This window comes from Bacillus massilinigeriensis (assembly GCF_900117315.1).
GTDB lineage: Bacteria > Bacillota > Bacilli > Bacillales > Cytobacillaceae > Bacillus_BE > Bacillus_BE massilionigeriensis.
This window is the reverse complement of the sequence record NZ_LT630337.1, coordinates 548084-564220: the sequence shown is the minus strand read 5'-3', so window position 1 is coordinate 564220 and position 16137 is coordinate 548084. Positions and strand designations below refer to the sequence as shown.

Sequence of the window (16137 nt, the reverse complement as noted above, 5' to 3'; positions counted from 1 at the left end):
CTTGCATGTATTAGGCACGCCGCCAGCGTTCGTCCTGAGCCAGGATCAAACTCTCCGAAAAAGAGTAAGATTAGCTCTTATAATTTTAAAAATAGAATTAACGTTGACGTATGGTTTGTTTAGTTTTCAAAGAACAATTTCATCACCGTCGCTCATGGGCGACTTTTATACTTTATCATCTTTAAAAGAATAAGTCAACAACTTTTTTCGCTGTTTAATATCCTTTTGACGACCCAAATAATATTATCATCCTAATTATTTATTGTCAACATACTTTTAAAAATATGGCTCTGTTAAACTAGAATATTAATTTCCTTTCCAGGTGTGAGCAGTTCACGGGTGTAACAGGGAGCTTACCTCTAGCTAACACTCCAAAGGATCTCCCTAGCCTGTTTTACTGCATGATATTAGAAGCATTTCATTGGAGAAACATCGCCCGATAAAAAAGCGATAGTATTTTTAAAGGAATCTTCTCGCCTGAAACGTAGATCTATTTGTCTTAATATCAACAATGAACTTTAACATAGCCAAAATATAAAAAAGGCTAAGTTTTACCCTCAGCCCTTTTAATCTTAACAATTTTTTTAGTAGTATTATATAATCCATGTTTGAATGGCAACTAATGCAAATACTCCTGGTATTCCTAAGAATCCTGAAATTGCAGAGGTACCAAAGTTTATAGGGACATGAATATCAAATTGATGGCCAAAAGCATTTAAGAAAAATAGAAATAACGCCCCGATTAATAATTTGACTACACCTTGTCCAATATATCTTAAAAATTTTATAGGAGCACCAATACATAGAAGTAATAGTATTAATCCTCCAAGTATTGAAATAAATGCAATAGGTTCCAAATTATTAATCCCTCCTCTCTAAACTTGTACTATTTATTACTATGAATAAAATAGCAAAATCAGAACTTTAGAGAGGAGATAACCGTTATTTAGCGAATAGAAATATTTCTTTTTTTTGCTTCTTTAAATAAAAAGAAATACTTTGCTTCTGCTAGCCTCGCTTCCCAAATAACCTCCGGAGAGGGGTCAAAACCTTTATCCAATAGCGAATTTTGATTTTTCCATTCATTTTTTAAACTAATGAACTGATTTAATAGTTTGTCATCGTATTCCTTGCGAAGCCAGCCCTTTCGCTTAAGTAGCATACTTAAATCCCCCTATTTCTAAACTTCTCTTCTTCCTTCTAAAGCTTTAGATAAGGTCACTTCATCTGCATATTCAAGATCTCCACCTACAGGTAGACCATGGGCGATTCTTGTTACTTTTATACCAGATGGTTTTAATAAACGTGAGATGTACATCGCGGTTGCTTCACCCTCAATATTGGGGTTAGTCGCCAAAATTACCTCTTCAACAGTTTCATCTTGTAATCGTTTTAATAAAGATGGAATATTAATATCTTCTGGACCGATTCCATCCATTGGAGATATTGCACCCTGTAAAACATGATAAAGGCCATTGTATTCCTTCATTTTTTCCATAGCAATGACATCTTTTGGGTCTTGAACGACACAGACAACGCTTCTATCTCTTCTTTGATCTTCGCAAATATAACATGGATCTTGATCTGTAATATGTCCGCATACTGAACAGTATGTTAAATTACGTTTTGCATCTATTAATGCTTTGGCAAAATCAAGTACAGTATCTTCCTTCATTGTTAAAACAAAAAAGGCCAGACGCGCGGCCGTTTTAGGGCCGATACCTGGCAATTTCATAAAGCTATCAATCAGCTTAGATATCGGTTCAGGGTAATGCATATCTCTATTTCCTCCTAGAATCCTGGAAGGTTTAATCCTTTAGAAAACTGTCCCATTGTTTGGTTTGTTAGCTCTTCTGCCTTTTTCAAGGCTTCATTTGTTGCAGCTAAGACAAGATCTTGTAGCATTTCTACATCTTCAGGATCTACAACCTCTTCTTTAATATTTACTTCTACGACTTCTTTATGCCCTGTTACAACAACTGTAACCATACCTCCGCCGGCAGTTCCTTCGATTCGTTCTTCTCCTAAAGCTTCCTGTGCTTCAGCCATTTTCTTTTGCATTTTTTGCATTTGTCTCATCATATTTTGCATATTTCCCATTCCACGCATATAACCTATTCCTCCATTTATCATTCTTTTATTTCAATTAAATCTTCACCAAATAATTTCTTTGCCTCAGTAATAATAGGATCTTCGTCTGTATGTGATAGTTCATTATTCTCTGATGGATCCTCACGATGACTTCTTACATATTCTTCTCTTATTTTATGCCACTGTTCTTCAGGAACTCCGACTATTTGCATTTTTTTCCCTAATGATTCTAACATAAGCTCAGAAAGGGTATCTACAAATTTAGAGTTATCCATGGCCATTTGGCAATGAATTTCATATTTGAATTTAATAATAAAAGCATCTTGAGAGGCAGCAACTGGTTCTGCTTCCTTTAACAAAGCAGCCTGAGATCGCATTTGATGCTGAACTAGTCGATTCAGTATATCTCCCCAACGTCCCTTGACCTCATTCAAATTTGCCTTTGTAGCATTTTTTAATATTTCATTAATTTTTCCAGTAGGTGCCAAGAATCCTTTTCTATTTTTACGCTGTGTTTTCACTTTTGGTGATTCATTGACATCTTCATTTTTCCTAATTCCTGACTGTTTTAATTCTTTTAATTCATCCTCTAGACTTGAAATTCTACTGTAGAGCTTATCTAATTCTACTGATGAAGCAGTTCCTTGACTTTGCTTTCCTTCAAGCTGACAAAGCTTCATTATTGCAACTTCAAGAAATATCCGAGGATGATTAGTCCAACGCATCTCTTGCTGAGCTTTATTTAATACATTGATTAACTCATAAATCTCATCTGAATCCATCATTTCTGCTTGAGTTCGAAATTCCTCATCAAGCATGACTCTTTCAAATGCCTCTTCTAAATGAGGTGCAGATTTATATAAAAGCATGTCCCGATAGTATAAAATTAAATCTTCAATAAAACGGGATGAATCCTTGCCTTGAGCCAATAATTCTTCTAAAGCCTCTAATCCTTCTGCAACGTTCTTTTCTTTTATCGCTGATGCAAGCCTATGAAGAAAACCTTGTGATACGGAACCGGTAACAGTTAGGGCATCCTCCACCGTCACCATTTCATTACTGAATGAAATCGCCTGGTCCAACAAACTTAAAGCATCCCTCATTCCACCTTCTGCTGCTCTTGCTACGATATGGAGAGCCTTTTCATCATAGTTTACTCCTGTTTCATCAACAATCAATTTCATTCGATTAACAATCGCTTGTGACGAAATACGCTTAAAATCAAACCTTTGACATCTTGAAATGATTGTAAGCGGAATTTTATGTGGCTCAGTCGTGGCAAGAATAAATATAACGTGCTTTGGTGGTTCTTCTAAAGTCTTCAATAGGGCATTAAACGCGCCAATAGAAAGCATGTGCACTTCATCAATTATATACACCTTATACTTTACAGCGCTCGGTGCATACTTCACTTTATCTCTGATATCCCTTATTTCTTCAACACCGTTGTTGGATGCAGCATCGATTTCAATAACATCAGAAATAGAACCATCGGTAATCCCTCTACACGAAGGACATTCATTGCATGGTTCATTGATGGGAGCACGTTCGCAATTGACAGCCTTGGCTAATATTTTTGCAGCACTTGTTTTTCCAGTTCCTCTCGGGCCAGAAAACAAATACGCATGTGAAATTTTTTGTTGAAGCAGGGCGTTTTGCAAAGTTTTTGTTACATGTTCCTGACCGACAACATCAATAAATTGTTGTGGCCTCCAAACACGATATAAAGCCTGATAACTCATGACACGCCCCCTCCTAATTTTTTCCCTACTTTATTATAGCGTATCTATTTTCCTTTTGACAAAACAAAGGAAAGAAATTCATAAAAAGATGGTTATGTACTAAAAAACTCACTCTACTTAGCAGAGTGAGTTGTTCTATCATATTAACTGCCGTGCACCTTCCGTCGACTTACGCCCATAGGCGTTACTTAAGCAGTTAGCTCGGCCCAGGCAACCCTGCGGCACATGGGAGGGTTCACTTAATGCTGCTTCCTTCCGGACCTGACATGGTTCATGAATTCCCATTGCGCAGGACCCGGGCGTCAACACCACTTACTTAAGGCAGCCCTACAGAACATAAGCCTCGGGAAGGGATTCAGTCTCGCTAGAGCGGATTGCGAGTACAGGGCACCGCTACCTCCCCACCTAGCACGGCAAAATTGATACCATATTCATTTCACGTCTACCGACGCATTTATTAGTATACTAATTCTTCTTCTAAAAAGCAACGTCTAAATACTGTCACTTTCTGTAAATGAACTCATTTCAATTTTCCTTTGTTTCTTTTTCATTCTAACTTTACGAAAAAAATTGGATAGCAAATCCCCACAATCATTTTCTAACACTCCGTCTACAACTTGGCATTGATGGTTGAACCGCTCATCCTGAAGGAGATTCATTAAAGTTCCTGCGCAACCTCCCTTTGGATCCCTTGCTCCGTATACAACCTTCCTAATTCGGGATAAAATAATCGCACCTGAACACATCGGACAAGGTTCAAGAGTAACGTATAGAACCGCTTCCTCTAATCTCCATGTCCCTAGTTTCTTACATGCATGTTCAATTGCGAGTAATTCTGCGTGAGCAACTGCATTTTGCTCTGACTCCCGTAAATTATGTGCTCTTGAAATAATTTCCCCATCTAAAACAATTACCGCCCCAATTGGTACTTCCTCTATCTCTTCTGCCTTCTTTGCTTCAATGATTGCTTCATTCATAAAAAATTCATCTTCATAGTTTTGCTCCAACATACGCTTATCCTTTCTTAATAACGAACCATTCTATATTAAGATTATATACAGAAATCATACTATTTTTACTAAAGATATGACTAAGAAATATTATTTCTCATTAGACATGTTATTTTTCTCACACCAAATTCATATGATGGTTGTAACGTTTACCTGCATCTAGAGGGAGGGAATAACATGCAAATACATGTGGTACAACGTAATCAAACATTGACAGGAATTGCTCAGGCATATAGCACAACTGTAAACGATATAGTAGAAGCCAATGAATTACCAAGTCAAGGAGCGCTTGTTGTTGGTCAAGCGCTCGTAATACCTATTGTTGGTAGCTTTTACTGGGTACAAAGAGGAGACACTCTTTGGTCGGTTGCTAGGAAATTTAATATTTCATATCAAGAGTTGGCAAATGTCAACCGAATTCCAACCAATCAACCACTCCAAATTGGAATGAGACTATATATTCCACCTAGAAGGAGAACAACGGCAGAATTTAATGCGTATGTAGAACCACGAGGAACAAAAGTTGATCCAAATTTAGAAGAGAGTGCTCGAGAGGCTGGGCCCTATTTAACTTATTTAGCCCCATTTAGCTTTCAGGCATTGAGGGATGGCTCCTTAAAAGAACCACTACTAAATAATTTCCCTGCCATCGCAAGAGCTAATAGAAATGTATTAATGATGGTTATTACTAATCAGGAAAACGACCAATTTAACGATGAACTCGGCCGAATATTATTAAACAATATGACAATCCAAAACCGTTTTCTTGAAAATATCGTTACAACAGCGAAAAAATATGGATTTAGGGATATCCATTTTGATTTTGAATACTTAAGACCAGAGGATCGCGAGGCTTATAATCAATTTTTAAGAAGGGCAAAGGCACGTTTTCAAAGAGAAGGATGGCTAATTTCCACCGCTTTAGCACCAAAAACTAGCGCGGAACAAAAAGGAAGATGGTATGAAGCTCATGATTACAAAGCACACGGAGAAATAGTTGACTTTGTGGTCATCATGACCTATGAATGGGGATATAGTGGCGGTCCAGCTATGGCTGTATCACCAATAGGCCCGGTTAGAGACGTATTGGAATTTGCGATAAGTCAAATGCCTTCCTCAAAAATATTGATGGGGCAAAACTTATATGGATACGACTGGACTCTTCCATTTGTTCAAGGTTCTGTTGCAAGAGCCGTTAGTCCTCAACAAGCCATTCAACTGGCTAGAACACATAATGTACCGATTTTATATGATACAAAGGCACAAGCTCCTCATTTTAATTATGTAGATGAAAGTGGAAAGCGACATGAGGTTTGGTTTGAAGATGCACGTTCTATTCAGGCAAAATTTGATTTGATTAAAGAATTAGGATTACGCGGAATGAGTTATTGGAAATTAGGGCTAGCATTTCCACAAAATTGGCTCTTAATAACTGAAAATTTTAATGTTAGAAAAAGAGCATAATTAATCACTTTTTAATGATTCCATCATAATGGGCTGACCTATTGATTTCTCCTTAATAGGTGAAAGCAAGGAGTTATTTTCATTAGGTCAGCCTATTTTTCATAACAAAAATTTAATCGCGATAAATATTGTAAAAATTTTACCCCCTGAAACAATAAATGTTCCATATCCTATCTACGCTAGAGTGTGTTAAAATATTCTCTGTATTATTTCGAGCGAAATGAATTTTGCTAATAGACATCGTTCAGTTATGAGAAGGAGAAGGAGGACACACAATGGCGGGAACACCTTTTATTACTGTTGAGGGGCCCATTGGTGTTGGAAAAACATCACTTGCAAAAGCAATCTCCGAACAGTTTCAGTTTGCCTTATTAAAGGAAATAGTCGATGAGAATCCATTCTTAGGAAAATTTTATGAAAATATTGAGGAATGGAGCTTCCAAACCGAAATGTTTTTCCTTTGTAATCGATATAAACAACTAGGAGATATCAATCATCATTATTTAAGTATGAATAAATCTGTGGTTGCAGATTACCATATTTTAAAAAACCTAATCTTCGCCGGAAGAACACTTAGTCAAGAGGAATATGATAAATATTATAAAATCTATCACGTATTAACTAGTGATATGCCAAAACCAAATGTAATCATTTACCTTCACGCAAGCTTAGATACACTTATGAAAAGGATTCAAATAAGAGGAAGAGAAATTGAAAAAAATATAAGTCCTCTTTATTTGGAACAATTGTCAATTGACTATGAAAACGCCATGAATAAATTTGAGATAGAGAATCCTGATATTCCTGTTTTACGGTTCAATGGTGACGAGCTTGATTTTATAAAAAACAAGTCAGACTTAACATATATCTTCAATCAACTAACCACATCACTAGAAAAAGGGGCCTACAACCATGAATCTTCGAAATAAATATGATATTCCTCATCATACAGTTATAACAATTGCTGGAACTGTTGGAGTTGGAAAATCAACTATGACTAAAGCATTAGCCAATGCATTAAATTTCCGTACCTCCTTTGAAAAGGTTGATACAAACCCCTACCTAGATAAGTTTTATGCAGATTTTGATCGATGGAGTTTTCATCTTCAAATATACTTTCTTGCTGAACGCTTCAAGGAACAGAAAAGAATCTTTGAATATGGTGGTGGATTTATTCAGGATCGTTCTATTTATGAAGACACAGGTATTTTTGCAAAAATGCATTATGAAAAAGGAACCATGTCAAAGGTAGATTATGAAACCTATACAAGCCTTTTTGAATCAATGGTTATGACACCATACTTTCCTCATCCTAATTTATTAATATATTTAGAAGGCTCATTCGATGATATCTTAGAAAGAATTCAGCTTAGGGGACGCCCTATGGAGCAACAAACTCCCGTTGATTATTGGAAGGAAATGTACGAGCGTTATGAGAACTGGATTAATAACTTTAATGCTTGTCCAGTCCTTCGATTAAATATTAATGAATATGATATTTTGGAAGATGAGACATCTGTTGAGCCAATTATTGAACGTATCTCTTATTTCTTAAAGCAAACAAATTTTATTAATAGATAATATGAAGCCGACCCGGTCAAGCTTATGGGGTCGGCTTTTTTTACACCTTAGCAATAGCGCAATGATAAGCGCAATCATATGCTGACTGGAACATATTTATTTTTCGGTAATAATAAAAAAATCGCTACAAATTGTAGCGATTGAATTATATATGTATATGGCGGAGGAAGAGGGATTCGAACCCCCGCGCGGTTTAACCCGCCTGTCGGTTTTCAAGACCGATCCCTTCAGCCGGACTTGGGTATTCCTCCGTATCGACAAGTTATAATATAGCATCCTATCTAATGAATGTCAACTATTTCAGTAATCATTCCGAGTAATATTACACCCGGAATGATTACTTATATTTACTTTTCATTATTTTGCAGTTATATACTCACGATTTCCCATATAAGGGCGCAATACTTCTGGAATTTTGATGCTTCCATCAGCCTGCTGATAATTTTCTAGAATGGCCGCAACTGTACGTCCAATGGCTAGCCCAGATCCATTCAATGTATGCACATGCTCTGGTTTACCATTTAACTCACGTCTAAAACGAATATTAGCACGACGAGCCTGGAATCCTTCAAAATTACTACAAGAAGAGATTTCTCGGTACGTATCATAGCTTGGAAGCCAAACCTCAAGATCATACTTCTTCGCTGCGGTAAATCCTAAATCACCTGTACACATACTCATCACACGATATGGTAAGCCAAGTAATTGAAGTACCTTTTCAGCATGCCCTGTAAGCTTTTCTAACTCAGCATATGAATCTTCAGGTTTTACAAATCGAACTAATTCAACTTTGTTAAACTGATGCTGCCTAATTAAACCACGTGTATCCCTACCAGCAGAACCTGCTTCAGAACGGAAACATGCACTGAATGCTGCATAGCTAATTGGGAGGTCATCTCCGTTTATAATCTCATCACGATGAAGATTGGTGACAGGAACCTCTGCAGTTGGAATCAAAAAGTAATCCTCATTTTCAATTAAAAATGCATCCTCTTCAAACTTTGGAAGCTGACCAGTACCCGTCATACTTGCACGATTGACTAAGTATGGAGGGAGCACTTCTGTGTACCCATGTTCCTCAGTATGCAAATCTAACATGAAGTTAAATAATGCCCTTTCTAAACGTGAACCTAGTCCCTTATAGAAAACAAATCTACTTCCAGTAACCTTACCCGCACGTTCAAAGTCTAAAATCCCTAATTGGTCAGCCAACTCCCAATGAGGCTTTGGTTCAAAATCAAAAGAAGGTAGTTCTCCCCATTTACGAGCAACAACATTATCATCCTCAGTATCACCCACTGGGACACTCTCATGCGGGATATTAGGGATATTTAATAACAACTGCTCTAAGCTTTCCTCTACATCACGAAGCTCATTATCTAGAACCTTAATTTTTTCTCCAACTTCCCTCATCTCAGTAATTAGGTGATCCGCATTTTGTTTTTCTCGCTTCAAGGTAGCTACCTGTTGTGAAACCTCATTTCTCCTCTTTTTAAGATTCTCTGTTTCGACAATTAGTTCACGACGCCTTGTATCTAAATCCTCAAATTTGCCAAGGTCAGATAAATCTTCACCACGATGCTGTAGCTTTGCTTTCACCTCATCCAAATTTGCTCTCAAAACTTTAATATCAAGCATAGTAACCAAACCTCCTAAGAATATTTTACATACAAAAAACTCCCGTCCCTAAAAAAGGGACGAGAGTTACCCGCGTTGCCACCCTAGTTGAAAGCTTAAGCCTTCCACTCATTAGATAACGGCGTATACACCGGAATGTATATACTAACTATTACAGTGTTCCATACATCACTCAAGGATGGATTCATAAGCATTACTCACTGATTTTCACCAACCATCAGCTCTCTTAAAGAATAATTACTTATTACTATTTCCTCTCATTGCTTTAAAAATAATAGATTTTTGTACATTTAATTTACTACTATTATTTCTGTATTGCAACTAAAATATTCTTATTTAGCTTCCTTTACCATATTTACAAAGTAAGCCGTGATCCTATAGTCATCCGTTAATTCCGGGTGGAATGAACAACCTAGAATGTTACCTTCTCTAGCTGCAACAATTCGATTATCATGCTTTGCAAGAATTTCCACATTCTCTCCTGCTTCAACAATATGAGGGGCACGAATAAATACCGCTGGAAAATTCTCCGCTACACCTAAGATATCAAGATTTTCCTCAAAGCTCTCCTTCTGGCGCCCAAAGGAATTTCTTTCAACCCTTACATCCATAATACCAATATGTGGTTCATCATAACCAACAATATTTTTTGCTAGTAAAATAAGACCTGCGCACGTACCAAATACCGGTTTCCCTGAATGTGCAAACTCCTTGAGGCTGTCCATAAAATCATATTTATCGATTAATCGCCTCATAGTAGTACTCTCTCCTCCAGGCAATATCAAGCCATCTATATCTTTTAGCTGTTCAACCTTTTTAATTACTATTGCTTCTGCTCCAGATTCTTGGACAGCTCGTATATGCTCATGAACAGCCCCTTGAAGCCCTAATACACCGATCTTAACCATTTACTTCACCTTACCATCCACGGTCTTGCATACGCGCTTCTGGAGCCAATGTGGATATTTCTATTCCCTTCATTGGAGTTCCAAGATCCTTAGAAAGCTCAGCAATCAATTTGTAATCTTGGAAATGAGTTGTTGCTTCTACAATAGCTCTAGCAAACTTAGCTGGATTTTCTGATTTAAAGATTCCTGATCCAACAAATACTCCATCTGCACCTAATTCCATCATTAATGCGGCATCAGCAGGTGTAGCCACACCCCCAGCTGCAAAGTTAACAACTGGTAACTTACCTAGTTTTTTAATCTCTAGTAGTACATGATATGGAGCACCTAATAATTTTGCTTCTGTCATTAATTCATCTTCACTCATGCTTACCACTTTACGTACTTGTGCGTTAACCTTACGAATATGTCTTACGGCTTCAACGATATTTCCAGTCCCTGGTTCCCCTTTTGTACGAAGCATGGAGGCTCCCTCACCAATTCGACGAGCAGCCTCTCCAAGATCGCGGCAGCCACAAACAAATGGGACTGTGTATTCCTTTTTATTTAAATGAAACTCTTCATCAGCTGGGGTTAATACTTCACTTTCATCAATATAATCAACTCCCATTGCTTCTAATACGCGAGCTTCAACAATATGACCAATTCTTGCCTTTGCCATAACAGGGATAGAAACAGCGCCCATTACCTCTTCAACAATACGAGGATCAGCCATTCTAGCAACTCCACCTGCAGCACGGATATCTGATGGAACTCTTTCCAATGCCATTACAGCAACCGCACCTGCTTCTTCTGCTATTTTTGCTTGTTCAGCGTTAACAACATCCATGATAACGCCACCCTTTTGCATTTCTGCCATACCACGTTTTACACGATCTGTACCAACGTTCACTTTGTTTCCCCCTCTAATTTCGCAACCATAATTTAAAATCTTCTGTCTTTTTGAGATAGATATACTATCTCTATCGGAATTTACTATTTTTCCTCTAATGAAAATAAACAACAAAAAAGACCTCCTGTCAAGACAGGAAGTCCTTTTTATTGTTTTAAAGATCCACTCCTATATTTAGAACCAACCTTTTACCGTTGAAGAAATGCCACCAAATAAATCTCCAAAGAATCCGCCAATTCCTCTCATCATAAGAACAAACCAATTAGCTTTTTCAACACTTTCAGCAGCCACTACATCAACTGTAATTTGGTTCTTGCCATCATTCGTTAAAAATTCCACATTGGATCCCTTTTTAGGCTTGATTGTTAAATAACCAATTTTTTCTCCCTTTTTAATAGGAGCAGTTAACTCGCCGTTTTCATTTAATTTCTTTTTATCTAAAACTAAAACAGGCTCATAATTTTCTTTTTCTCCACTCTTAATGACCATATTGATGGCATCTTTAGAGTAGATCTTCACCTTATCTTCCTTACCCTTAATAACAGGTAAAGATTTAACACCTTTTGCTTGATAATGTTCCTTAACGATTTCTTCATTCGTAAAATTATTAAAAGCATAGTCAAGTATTTTTCTTGTTTCAGTAAAACGGCTATCCTGTGTTTTTGCCTTCATAACTACTGAAATAAATCTTTGTCCATTTCGTTCAGCAGTTGCTGTAAAACAATACCCAGCTAGATCTGTATGGCCAGTTTTCAAACCATCTACACCTTCATATCCATGAACAAGGCTTGGTAACATCCAGTTGAAATTCTTATATGGTAACTTCTTATCTCTGAATTTTAAATTAGGAATCTTAGATGTCTCAAGTACTTCTGGGAAATCATTAATTAAATGGAAAGCAAGCTTTGCAGTTGCACGAGCAGACATTAAGTTTTCATCTGTTGCAGAACCTGCAGGATAATTTCCAAGCAAATCCCTATTATTAAGACCAGAAGAGTTAACAAACTTATAATCTTTTAAGCCAAGCTCTCCTGCCTTCTTATTCATTAATGTTACAAAATTCTTTTCAGTACCTGAAATTAATTCAGCTAAAGCAACAGTTGCACCATTACCAGAATGGATTGCCATTGCTTGATATAATTCTTCAACCGTATATTCTTCCCCTTGAGTTAATCCAACATTGGAAAGACCTGTACTTTCATCTGACATCTTGTGAACATACTCACTGATATTCACCTTTTGATCCCATGAAATTTTGTTGTTTTTAATGGAATCTAACACAATATATTCTGTCATCATCTTGGACATTGAAGCGACTCCAAGAACGGTATCTACATTTTTTTCATATAAAATCTTGCCAGTACTTGCATCCAATAGAATAGCAGCTTCAGCCTGAACACCTAACGGGTCACTTGCTGCCTCAGCTTTGTTAGGTACACCAGATAAAACAGTTGCAATACATAAAAAAAGCATCGTAATGGATAACGATATTTTTTTGAAATTCAATAGTAAAACCTCCAACTTCTATAATCTTGTTAGTCTATGAAAATATATTTTAAACAAAAACGATTGACGACCTTAATAAAATAATTGACTATCTACATGAAGCAAAAGTGTCAACAAAAAAATTATTCCCTTAAATACTGACTATACTTCATTTTTCACTTGTCCAGTTTAACATAAAAAAAACAAAAAAAATAGACAGAGAATCATTCCTCTGTCTATTGCTATTTTTGGAAAAAATTATATATTTGGATATTTGACTATGAAAGAGAATAATTTGGCGCCTCTTTTGTAATTTGAACATCATGTGGGTGACTTTCCCTTAATCCTGCACCAGTCATTCTAATAAATTGGGAATTTTCTCTTAATGCTTCTAAGTCTTTCGTACCACAATAACCCATTCCTGACCGAATACCACCAATTAATTGATAAATAGTGTCTTCTAGCGGGCCCTTATATGGTAGGCGGCCTTCGATTCCCTCTGGAACAAACTTTTTATTTTCCTCTTGAAAATAACGGTCCTTTGATCCCTTTTCCATTGCTGCAACAGAACCCATTCCACGGTATACCTTGAAACGTCTACCTTGGAAGATCTCCGTTTCTCCAGGGCTTTCAGATACGCCAGCCAGTAGACTTCCAAGCATAACTGCATGACCACCTGCGGCTAGTGCCTTAACTATATCACCAGAGTACTTAATTCCACCATCGGCAATAATTGATTTACCATACTCACGTGCCACTGATGCACAATCATAGATTGCTGTAATTTGTGGAACACCCACTCCAGCAACCACACGAGTAGTACATATAGATCCAGGTCCAATACCTACTTTTACTATATCTGCTCCAGCCTCATATAAATCTCTTGTAGCCTCACCCGTTGCCACATTCCCTGCAATAATCGTTAAGTGAGGATATTCAGCCCTTATTTGTTCTACTGTATTAATGACACCTCTTTGATGTCCATGGGCGGTATCAACCACAATTGCATCGACATTAGCCTTTACAAGCTTCTCAACACGCTTTAAGGTATCTTTTGTAACACCTACAGCAGCACCAACTAATAGTCTACCATGCTGGTCTTTTGCTGAGTTAGGAAATTCAATTACCTTTTCAATATCCTTAATGGTAATTAATCCTTTCAAAACATTATTTTCATCTACAAGAGGGAGTTTTTCAATTTTATATCGTTGTAAAATGCTCTCTGCTTCCTCTAAGGTAGTTCCTACTGGAGCAGTCACTAAATCTTCCTTCGTCATCACGTCAAAAATTTTAATTGAATAATCCTGAATAAAACGAAGATCACGATTGGTAAGAATTCCAACTAGTTTTTGTTCATCTTCATTGTTTACAATTGGAACACCTGAAATACGATATTTTCCCATTAGGTGCTCTGCGTCATAAACTTGATGTTCAGGTGTTAAGAAAAATGGGTCTGAAATAACACCACTTTCTGAACGTTTAACCTTATCTACCATTTCTGCTTGTTGCTCGATAGACATATTTTTATGGATAATTCCTATACCACCTTGCCTTGCCATGGCGATTGCCATTTCCGCCTCAGTAACTGTATCCATCCCAGCACTAATAATTGGAATGTTTAATTTAAGCTTACCTGACAAGTTCACCTGTAAATTTACATCCCTTGGCAATACCTCTGATTTTCCTGGAATTAATAAAACATCATCAAATGTCAAACCTTCTTTATTAAACTTTGTCTCCCACATGATTCTTCAAGACCTCCTGTACCGAAAATATTATTAGTAGGTTATCAATTGGACAAAATACTGTCAAGGAGTGAAATAGATGTTTGATTTTTCAGAATAATCGGAGGTACTCTTGTGAACTACATTTCTTTCAGTTGGAATTCCTTTGCACCATACTATTCAGCTAGCTCTACACAGCTTTTATTGCAAAAATGCTATGAAAAAATAAATGACAATGGAGCGAACAAAAAAAGTTATGAAAATTGCTATCCCTTTATTTACTATATAGAACATGGGCAACTCTATTTCCAACAAGCAGAAAATGCCCCTATTACTATGCAACCAATTTTACTTTTTTATGGACTAGTTCACTTAATTAAAGCCTGTATTCTCACAGTAGATCCAAATTATCCAGAGACAACTTCCGTTCTGGCCCACGGAGTATCAACAAGAAAGAAAAAAAGACAACAATATAGTTTTTTTCAAGATGAGGTGAAAATCCAAAAAAATGGCCTCTTTCCCTTCATGTCAGAAAAATTGTTTCACATGAAACAATTGGAAGGCGATAAAATATGTATGGGTGACCTACTTAAATATGTTCCAGAATTAAATCATTTATTTATGAAAATGGAAGGTCAACAAACTTTTATTAAAGTTAATTTGCATTATCCTTTCCTTTCCATTCCTAAAAATATATTAGATTATTACCATATGACTGAAGACCGTTTTATTGACTATTTTCACTCTATTTCAAAGGGGCAATTTACCACACATAAATCTGAAAGGGATATAATTACTTTTGAAATGAACAATAGCCAAATATTAATTAATTCACCGTTAAAACTTGATTCGAATGATGGAAACTATTCTCTTCCGATATCTAAGGGTAATCTTTTTCTTTTTCCAGAATTACTGATTCACTATTTACTCTTATATAATCTAAGTATGATTGCAAGATATGAAATTGAATGGTGGAGTGAACTTATAAAAACGATGCCTAATAAAGATTACCCTTTTATTTATTCATTTTTAAATACAACGATGATAAAGGGTCCTCAGTTAATTCTTGAGTACCTTAATAGTAAGTGATTTTATTGTGGGGGCCATTAAACCGTCATGTTAATCTAAACGAGGGGAAAGACATTCGCTAAGCCTAAATATATAGATACAAAAAAGAACAGCTATCTATTAGCTGTTCTTTTTTGTTGCCTGGCAACGTCCTACTCTCACAGGGGGAGAACCCCCAACTACCATCGGCGCTCTAGAAGCTTAACTTCCGTGTTCGGTATGGGAACGGGTGTGACCTTCTCGCTATCGCCACCAGACTATTATTCAGTTAGAGAGTTTGTTCTCTCAAAACTAGATAATGTGGAAGAAGAAAGAATTACTTCGTAATCAATTGTCTAGCTCCGGCTCCTAGCTTCTCGGCCGTTTCGATCCGTCCCTACAAATCCAAAAATCAGGATTTGCAGCGCCGGCTCTCCAACGTCTTTCGAAGCTGAACAGTCGCCTCTGCTTTTCTATTTGGTTAAGTCCTCGATCGATTAGTATTTGTCAGCTCCACGTGTCGCCACGCTTCCACCTCAAACCTATCTACCTGAT

At 36.8% G+C, this 16137-nt stretch carries 16 protein-coding genes, 1 tRNA gene, 1 rRNA gene, 1 other RNA gene and 1 other annotated feature; of the genes, 5 read left to right on the top strand and 14 right to left on the bottom strand.

The window, feature by feature from the left end:
* Positions 1 to 193 (top strand): hypothetical protein (locus BQ6100_RS21575; RefSeq protein WP_218921350.1); only part of this gene is annotated, 193 nt, incomplete at its 5' end.
* Positions 194 to 593: 400 nt separating this feature from the next.
* Here the strand turns inward: BQ6100_RS21575 and BQ6100_RS02825 are convergent.
* The 7 genes from BQ6100_RS02825 to tadA form a co-directional block, all read right to left on the bottom strand.
* On the bottom strand, positions 594 to 857 hold the full coding sequence (locus tag BQ6100_RS02825; RefSeq protein ID WP_075980284.1) for a pro-sigmaK processing inhibitor BofA family protein: 264 nt from the start codon (positions 855 to 857) through the stop codon (positions 594 to 596).
* An 89-nt stretch (positions 858 to 946) separates the two neighbouring features.
* Positions 947 to 1162, bottom strand: a complete 216-nt coding sequence (locus BQ6100_RS02820; protein WP_075980283.1) for a YaaL family protein — start codon at positions 1160 to 1162, stop codon at positions 947 to 949.
* 18 nt (positions 1163 to 1180) lie between these two features.
* Complete coding sequence (gene recR, locus BQ6100_RS02815; RefSeq protein ID WP_075980282.1) at positions 1181 to 1777, bottom strand: recombination mediator RecR; 597 nt, start codon at positions 1775 to 1777, stop codon at positions 1181 to 1183.
* 14 nt (positions 1778 to 1791) lie between these two features.
* Positions 1792 to 2109, bottom strand: a complete 318-nt coding sequence (locus tag BQ6100_RS02810; RefSeq protein WP_218921370.1) for a YbaB/EbfC family nucleoid-associated protein — start codon at positions 2107 to 2109, stop codon at positions 1792 to 1794.
* A gap of 20 nt (positions 2110 to 2129) precedes the next feature.
* Positions 2130 to 3833, bottom strand: a complete 1704-nt coding sequence (dnaX, locus tag BQ6100_RS02805; protein ID WP_075980280.1) for a DNA polymerase III subunit gamma/tau — start codon at positions 3831 to 3833, stop codon at positions 2130 to 2132.
* A gap of 150 nt (positions 3834 to 3983) precedes the next feature.
* Positions 3984 to 4247: signal recognition particle sRNA large type (gene ffs / locus BQ6100_RS02800), an RNA gene on the bottom strand.
* Positions 4248 to 4324: 77 nt separating this feature from the next.
* Positions 4325 to 4840: a tRNA adenosine(34) deaminase TadA gene (gene tadA / locus BQ6100_RS02795; protein ID WP_173719805.1), complete on the bottom strand. Its 516-nt coding sequence runs from the start codon at positions 4838 to 4840 to the stop codon at positions 4325 to 4327.
* 180 nt (positions 4841 to 5020) lie between these two features.
* Between tadA and BQ6100_RS02790 the strand changes: the two genes are divergently transcribed.
* The 3 genes from BQ6100_RS02790 (at position 5021) to BQ6100_RS02780 (ending at position 7888) form a co-directional block, all read left to right on the top strand.
* Positions 5021 to 6307 carry a glycoside hydrolase family 18 protein gene (locus BQ6100_RS02790; RefSeq protein ID WP_075980278.1) on the top strand — a complete coding sequence of 429 codons (1287 nt, stop codon included), beginning with the start codon at positions 5021 to 5023 and terminating at the stop codon, positions 6305 to 6307.
* Positions 6308 to 6582: 275 nt separating this feature from the next.
* Positions 6583 to 7236, top strand: coding sequence for a deoxynucleoside kinase (locus BQ6100_RS02785; protein WP_075980277.1), 654 nt, complete (start codon positions 6583 to 6585; stop codon positions 7234 to 7236).
* On the top strand, positions 7220 to 7888 hold the full coding sequence (locus BQ6100_RS02780) for a deoxynucleoside kinase (RefSeq protein ID WP_075980276.1): 669 nt from the start codon (positions 7220 to 7222) through the stop codon (positions 7886 to 7888). The genes BQ6100_RS02785 and BQ6100_RS02780 overlap by 17 nt, the downstream gene beginning before the upstream one ends.
* A 158-nt stretch (positions 7889 to 8046) precedes the next feature.
* Here BQ6100_RS02780 and BQ6100_RS02775 read toward each other — a convergent pair.
* From BQ6100_RS02775 to guaB, 6 genes are all read right to left on the bottom strand, one after another.
* Positions 8047 to 8139 (bottom strand) — tRNA-Ser (locus BQ6100_RS02775).
* A gap of 106 nt (positions 8140 to 8245) precedes the next feature.
* Positions 8246 to 9526: a serine--tRNA ligase gene (gene serS / locus BQ6100_RS02770; protein ID WP_075980275.1), complete on the bottom strand. Its 1281-nt coding sequence runs from the start codon at positions 9524 to 9526 to the stop codon at positions 8246 to 8248.
* 52 nt (positions 9527 to 9578) lie between these two features.
* Positions 9579 to 9796 (bottom strand) — a binding site (T-box leader).
* Positions 9797 to 9858: 62 nt separating this feature from the next.
* Complete coding sequence (pdxT, locus tag BQ6100_RS02765; RefSeq protein WP_075980274.1) at positions 9859 to 10434, bottom strand: pyridoxal 5'-phosphate synthase glutaminase subunit PdxT; 576 nt, start codon at positions 10432 to 10434, stop codon at positions 9859 to 9861.
* Between the two features lie 10 nt (positions 10435 to 10444).
* Entirely contained in the window at positions 10445 to 11326 is an 882-nt protein-coding gene (gene pdxS, locus BQ6100_RS02760) for a pyridoxal 5'-phosphate synthase lyase subunit PdxS (RefSeq protein ID WP_075983411.1), read from the bottom strand.
* A gap of 174 nt (positions 11327 to 11500) precedes the next feature.
* Complete coding sequence (locus tag BQ6100_RS02755; RefSeq protein WP_075983410.1) at positions 11501 to 12799, bottom strand: D-alanyl-D-alanine carboxypeptidase family protein; 1299 nt, start codon at positions 12797 to 12799, stop codon at positions 11501 to 11503.
* 290 nt (positions 12800 to 13089) lie between these two features.
* Positions 13090 to 14556 (bottom strand): IMP dehydrogenase, encoded by a 1467-nt coding sequence (gene guaB / locus BQ6100_RS02750; protein ID WP_075980273.1) that lies wholly within the window; start codon positions 14554 to 14556, stop codon positions 13090 to 13092.
* 114 nt (positions 14557 to 14670) lie between these two features.
* Here guaB and BQ6100_RS02745 point away from each other — a divergent pair, with 114 nt between their 5' ends.
* Positions 14671 to 15624, top strand: coding sequence for a YaaC family protein (locus BQ6100_RS02745; protein ID WP_075980272.1), 954 nt, complete (start codon positions 14671 to 14673; stop codon positions 15622 to 15624).
* 118 nt (positions 15625 to 15742) lie between these two features.
* Here BQ6100_RS02745 and rrf read toward each other — a convergent pair.
* Positions 15743 to 15860: ribosomal RNA gene (gene rrf, locus BQ6100_RS02740) — 5S ribosomal RNA — on the bottom strand.
* Positions 15861 to 16137: the final 277 nt, after the last annotated feature.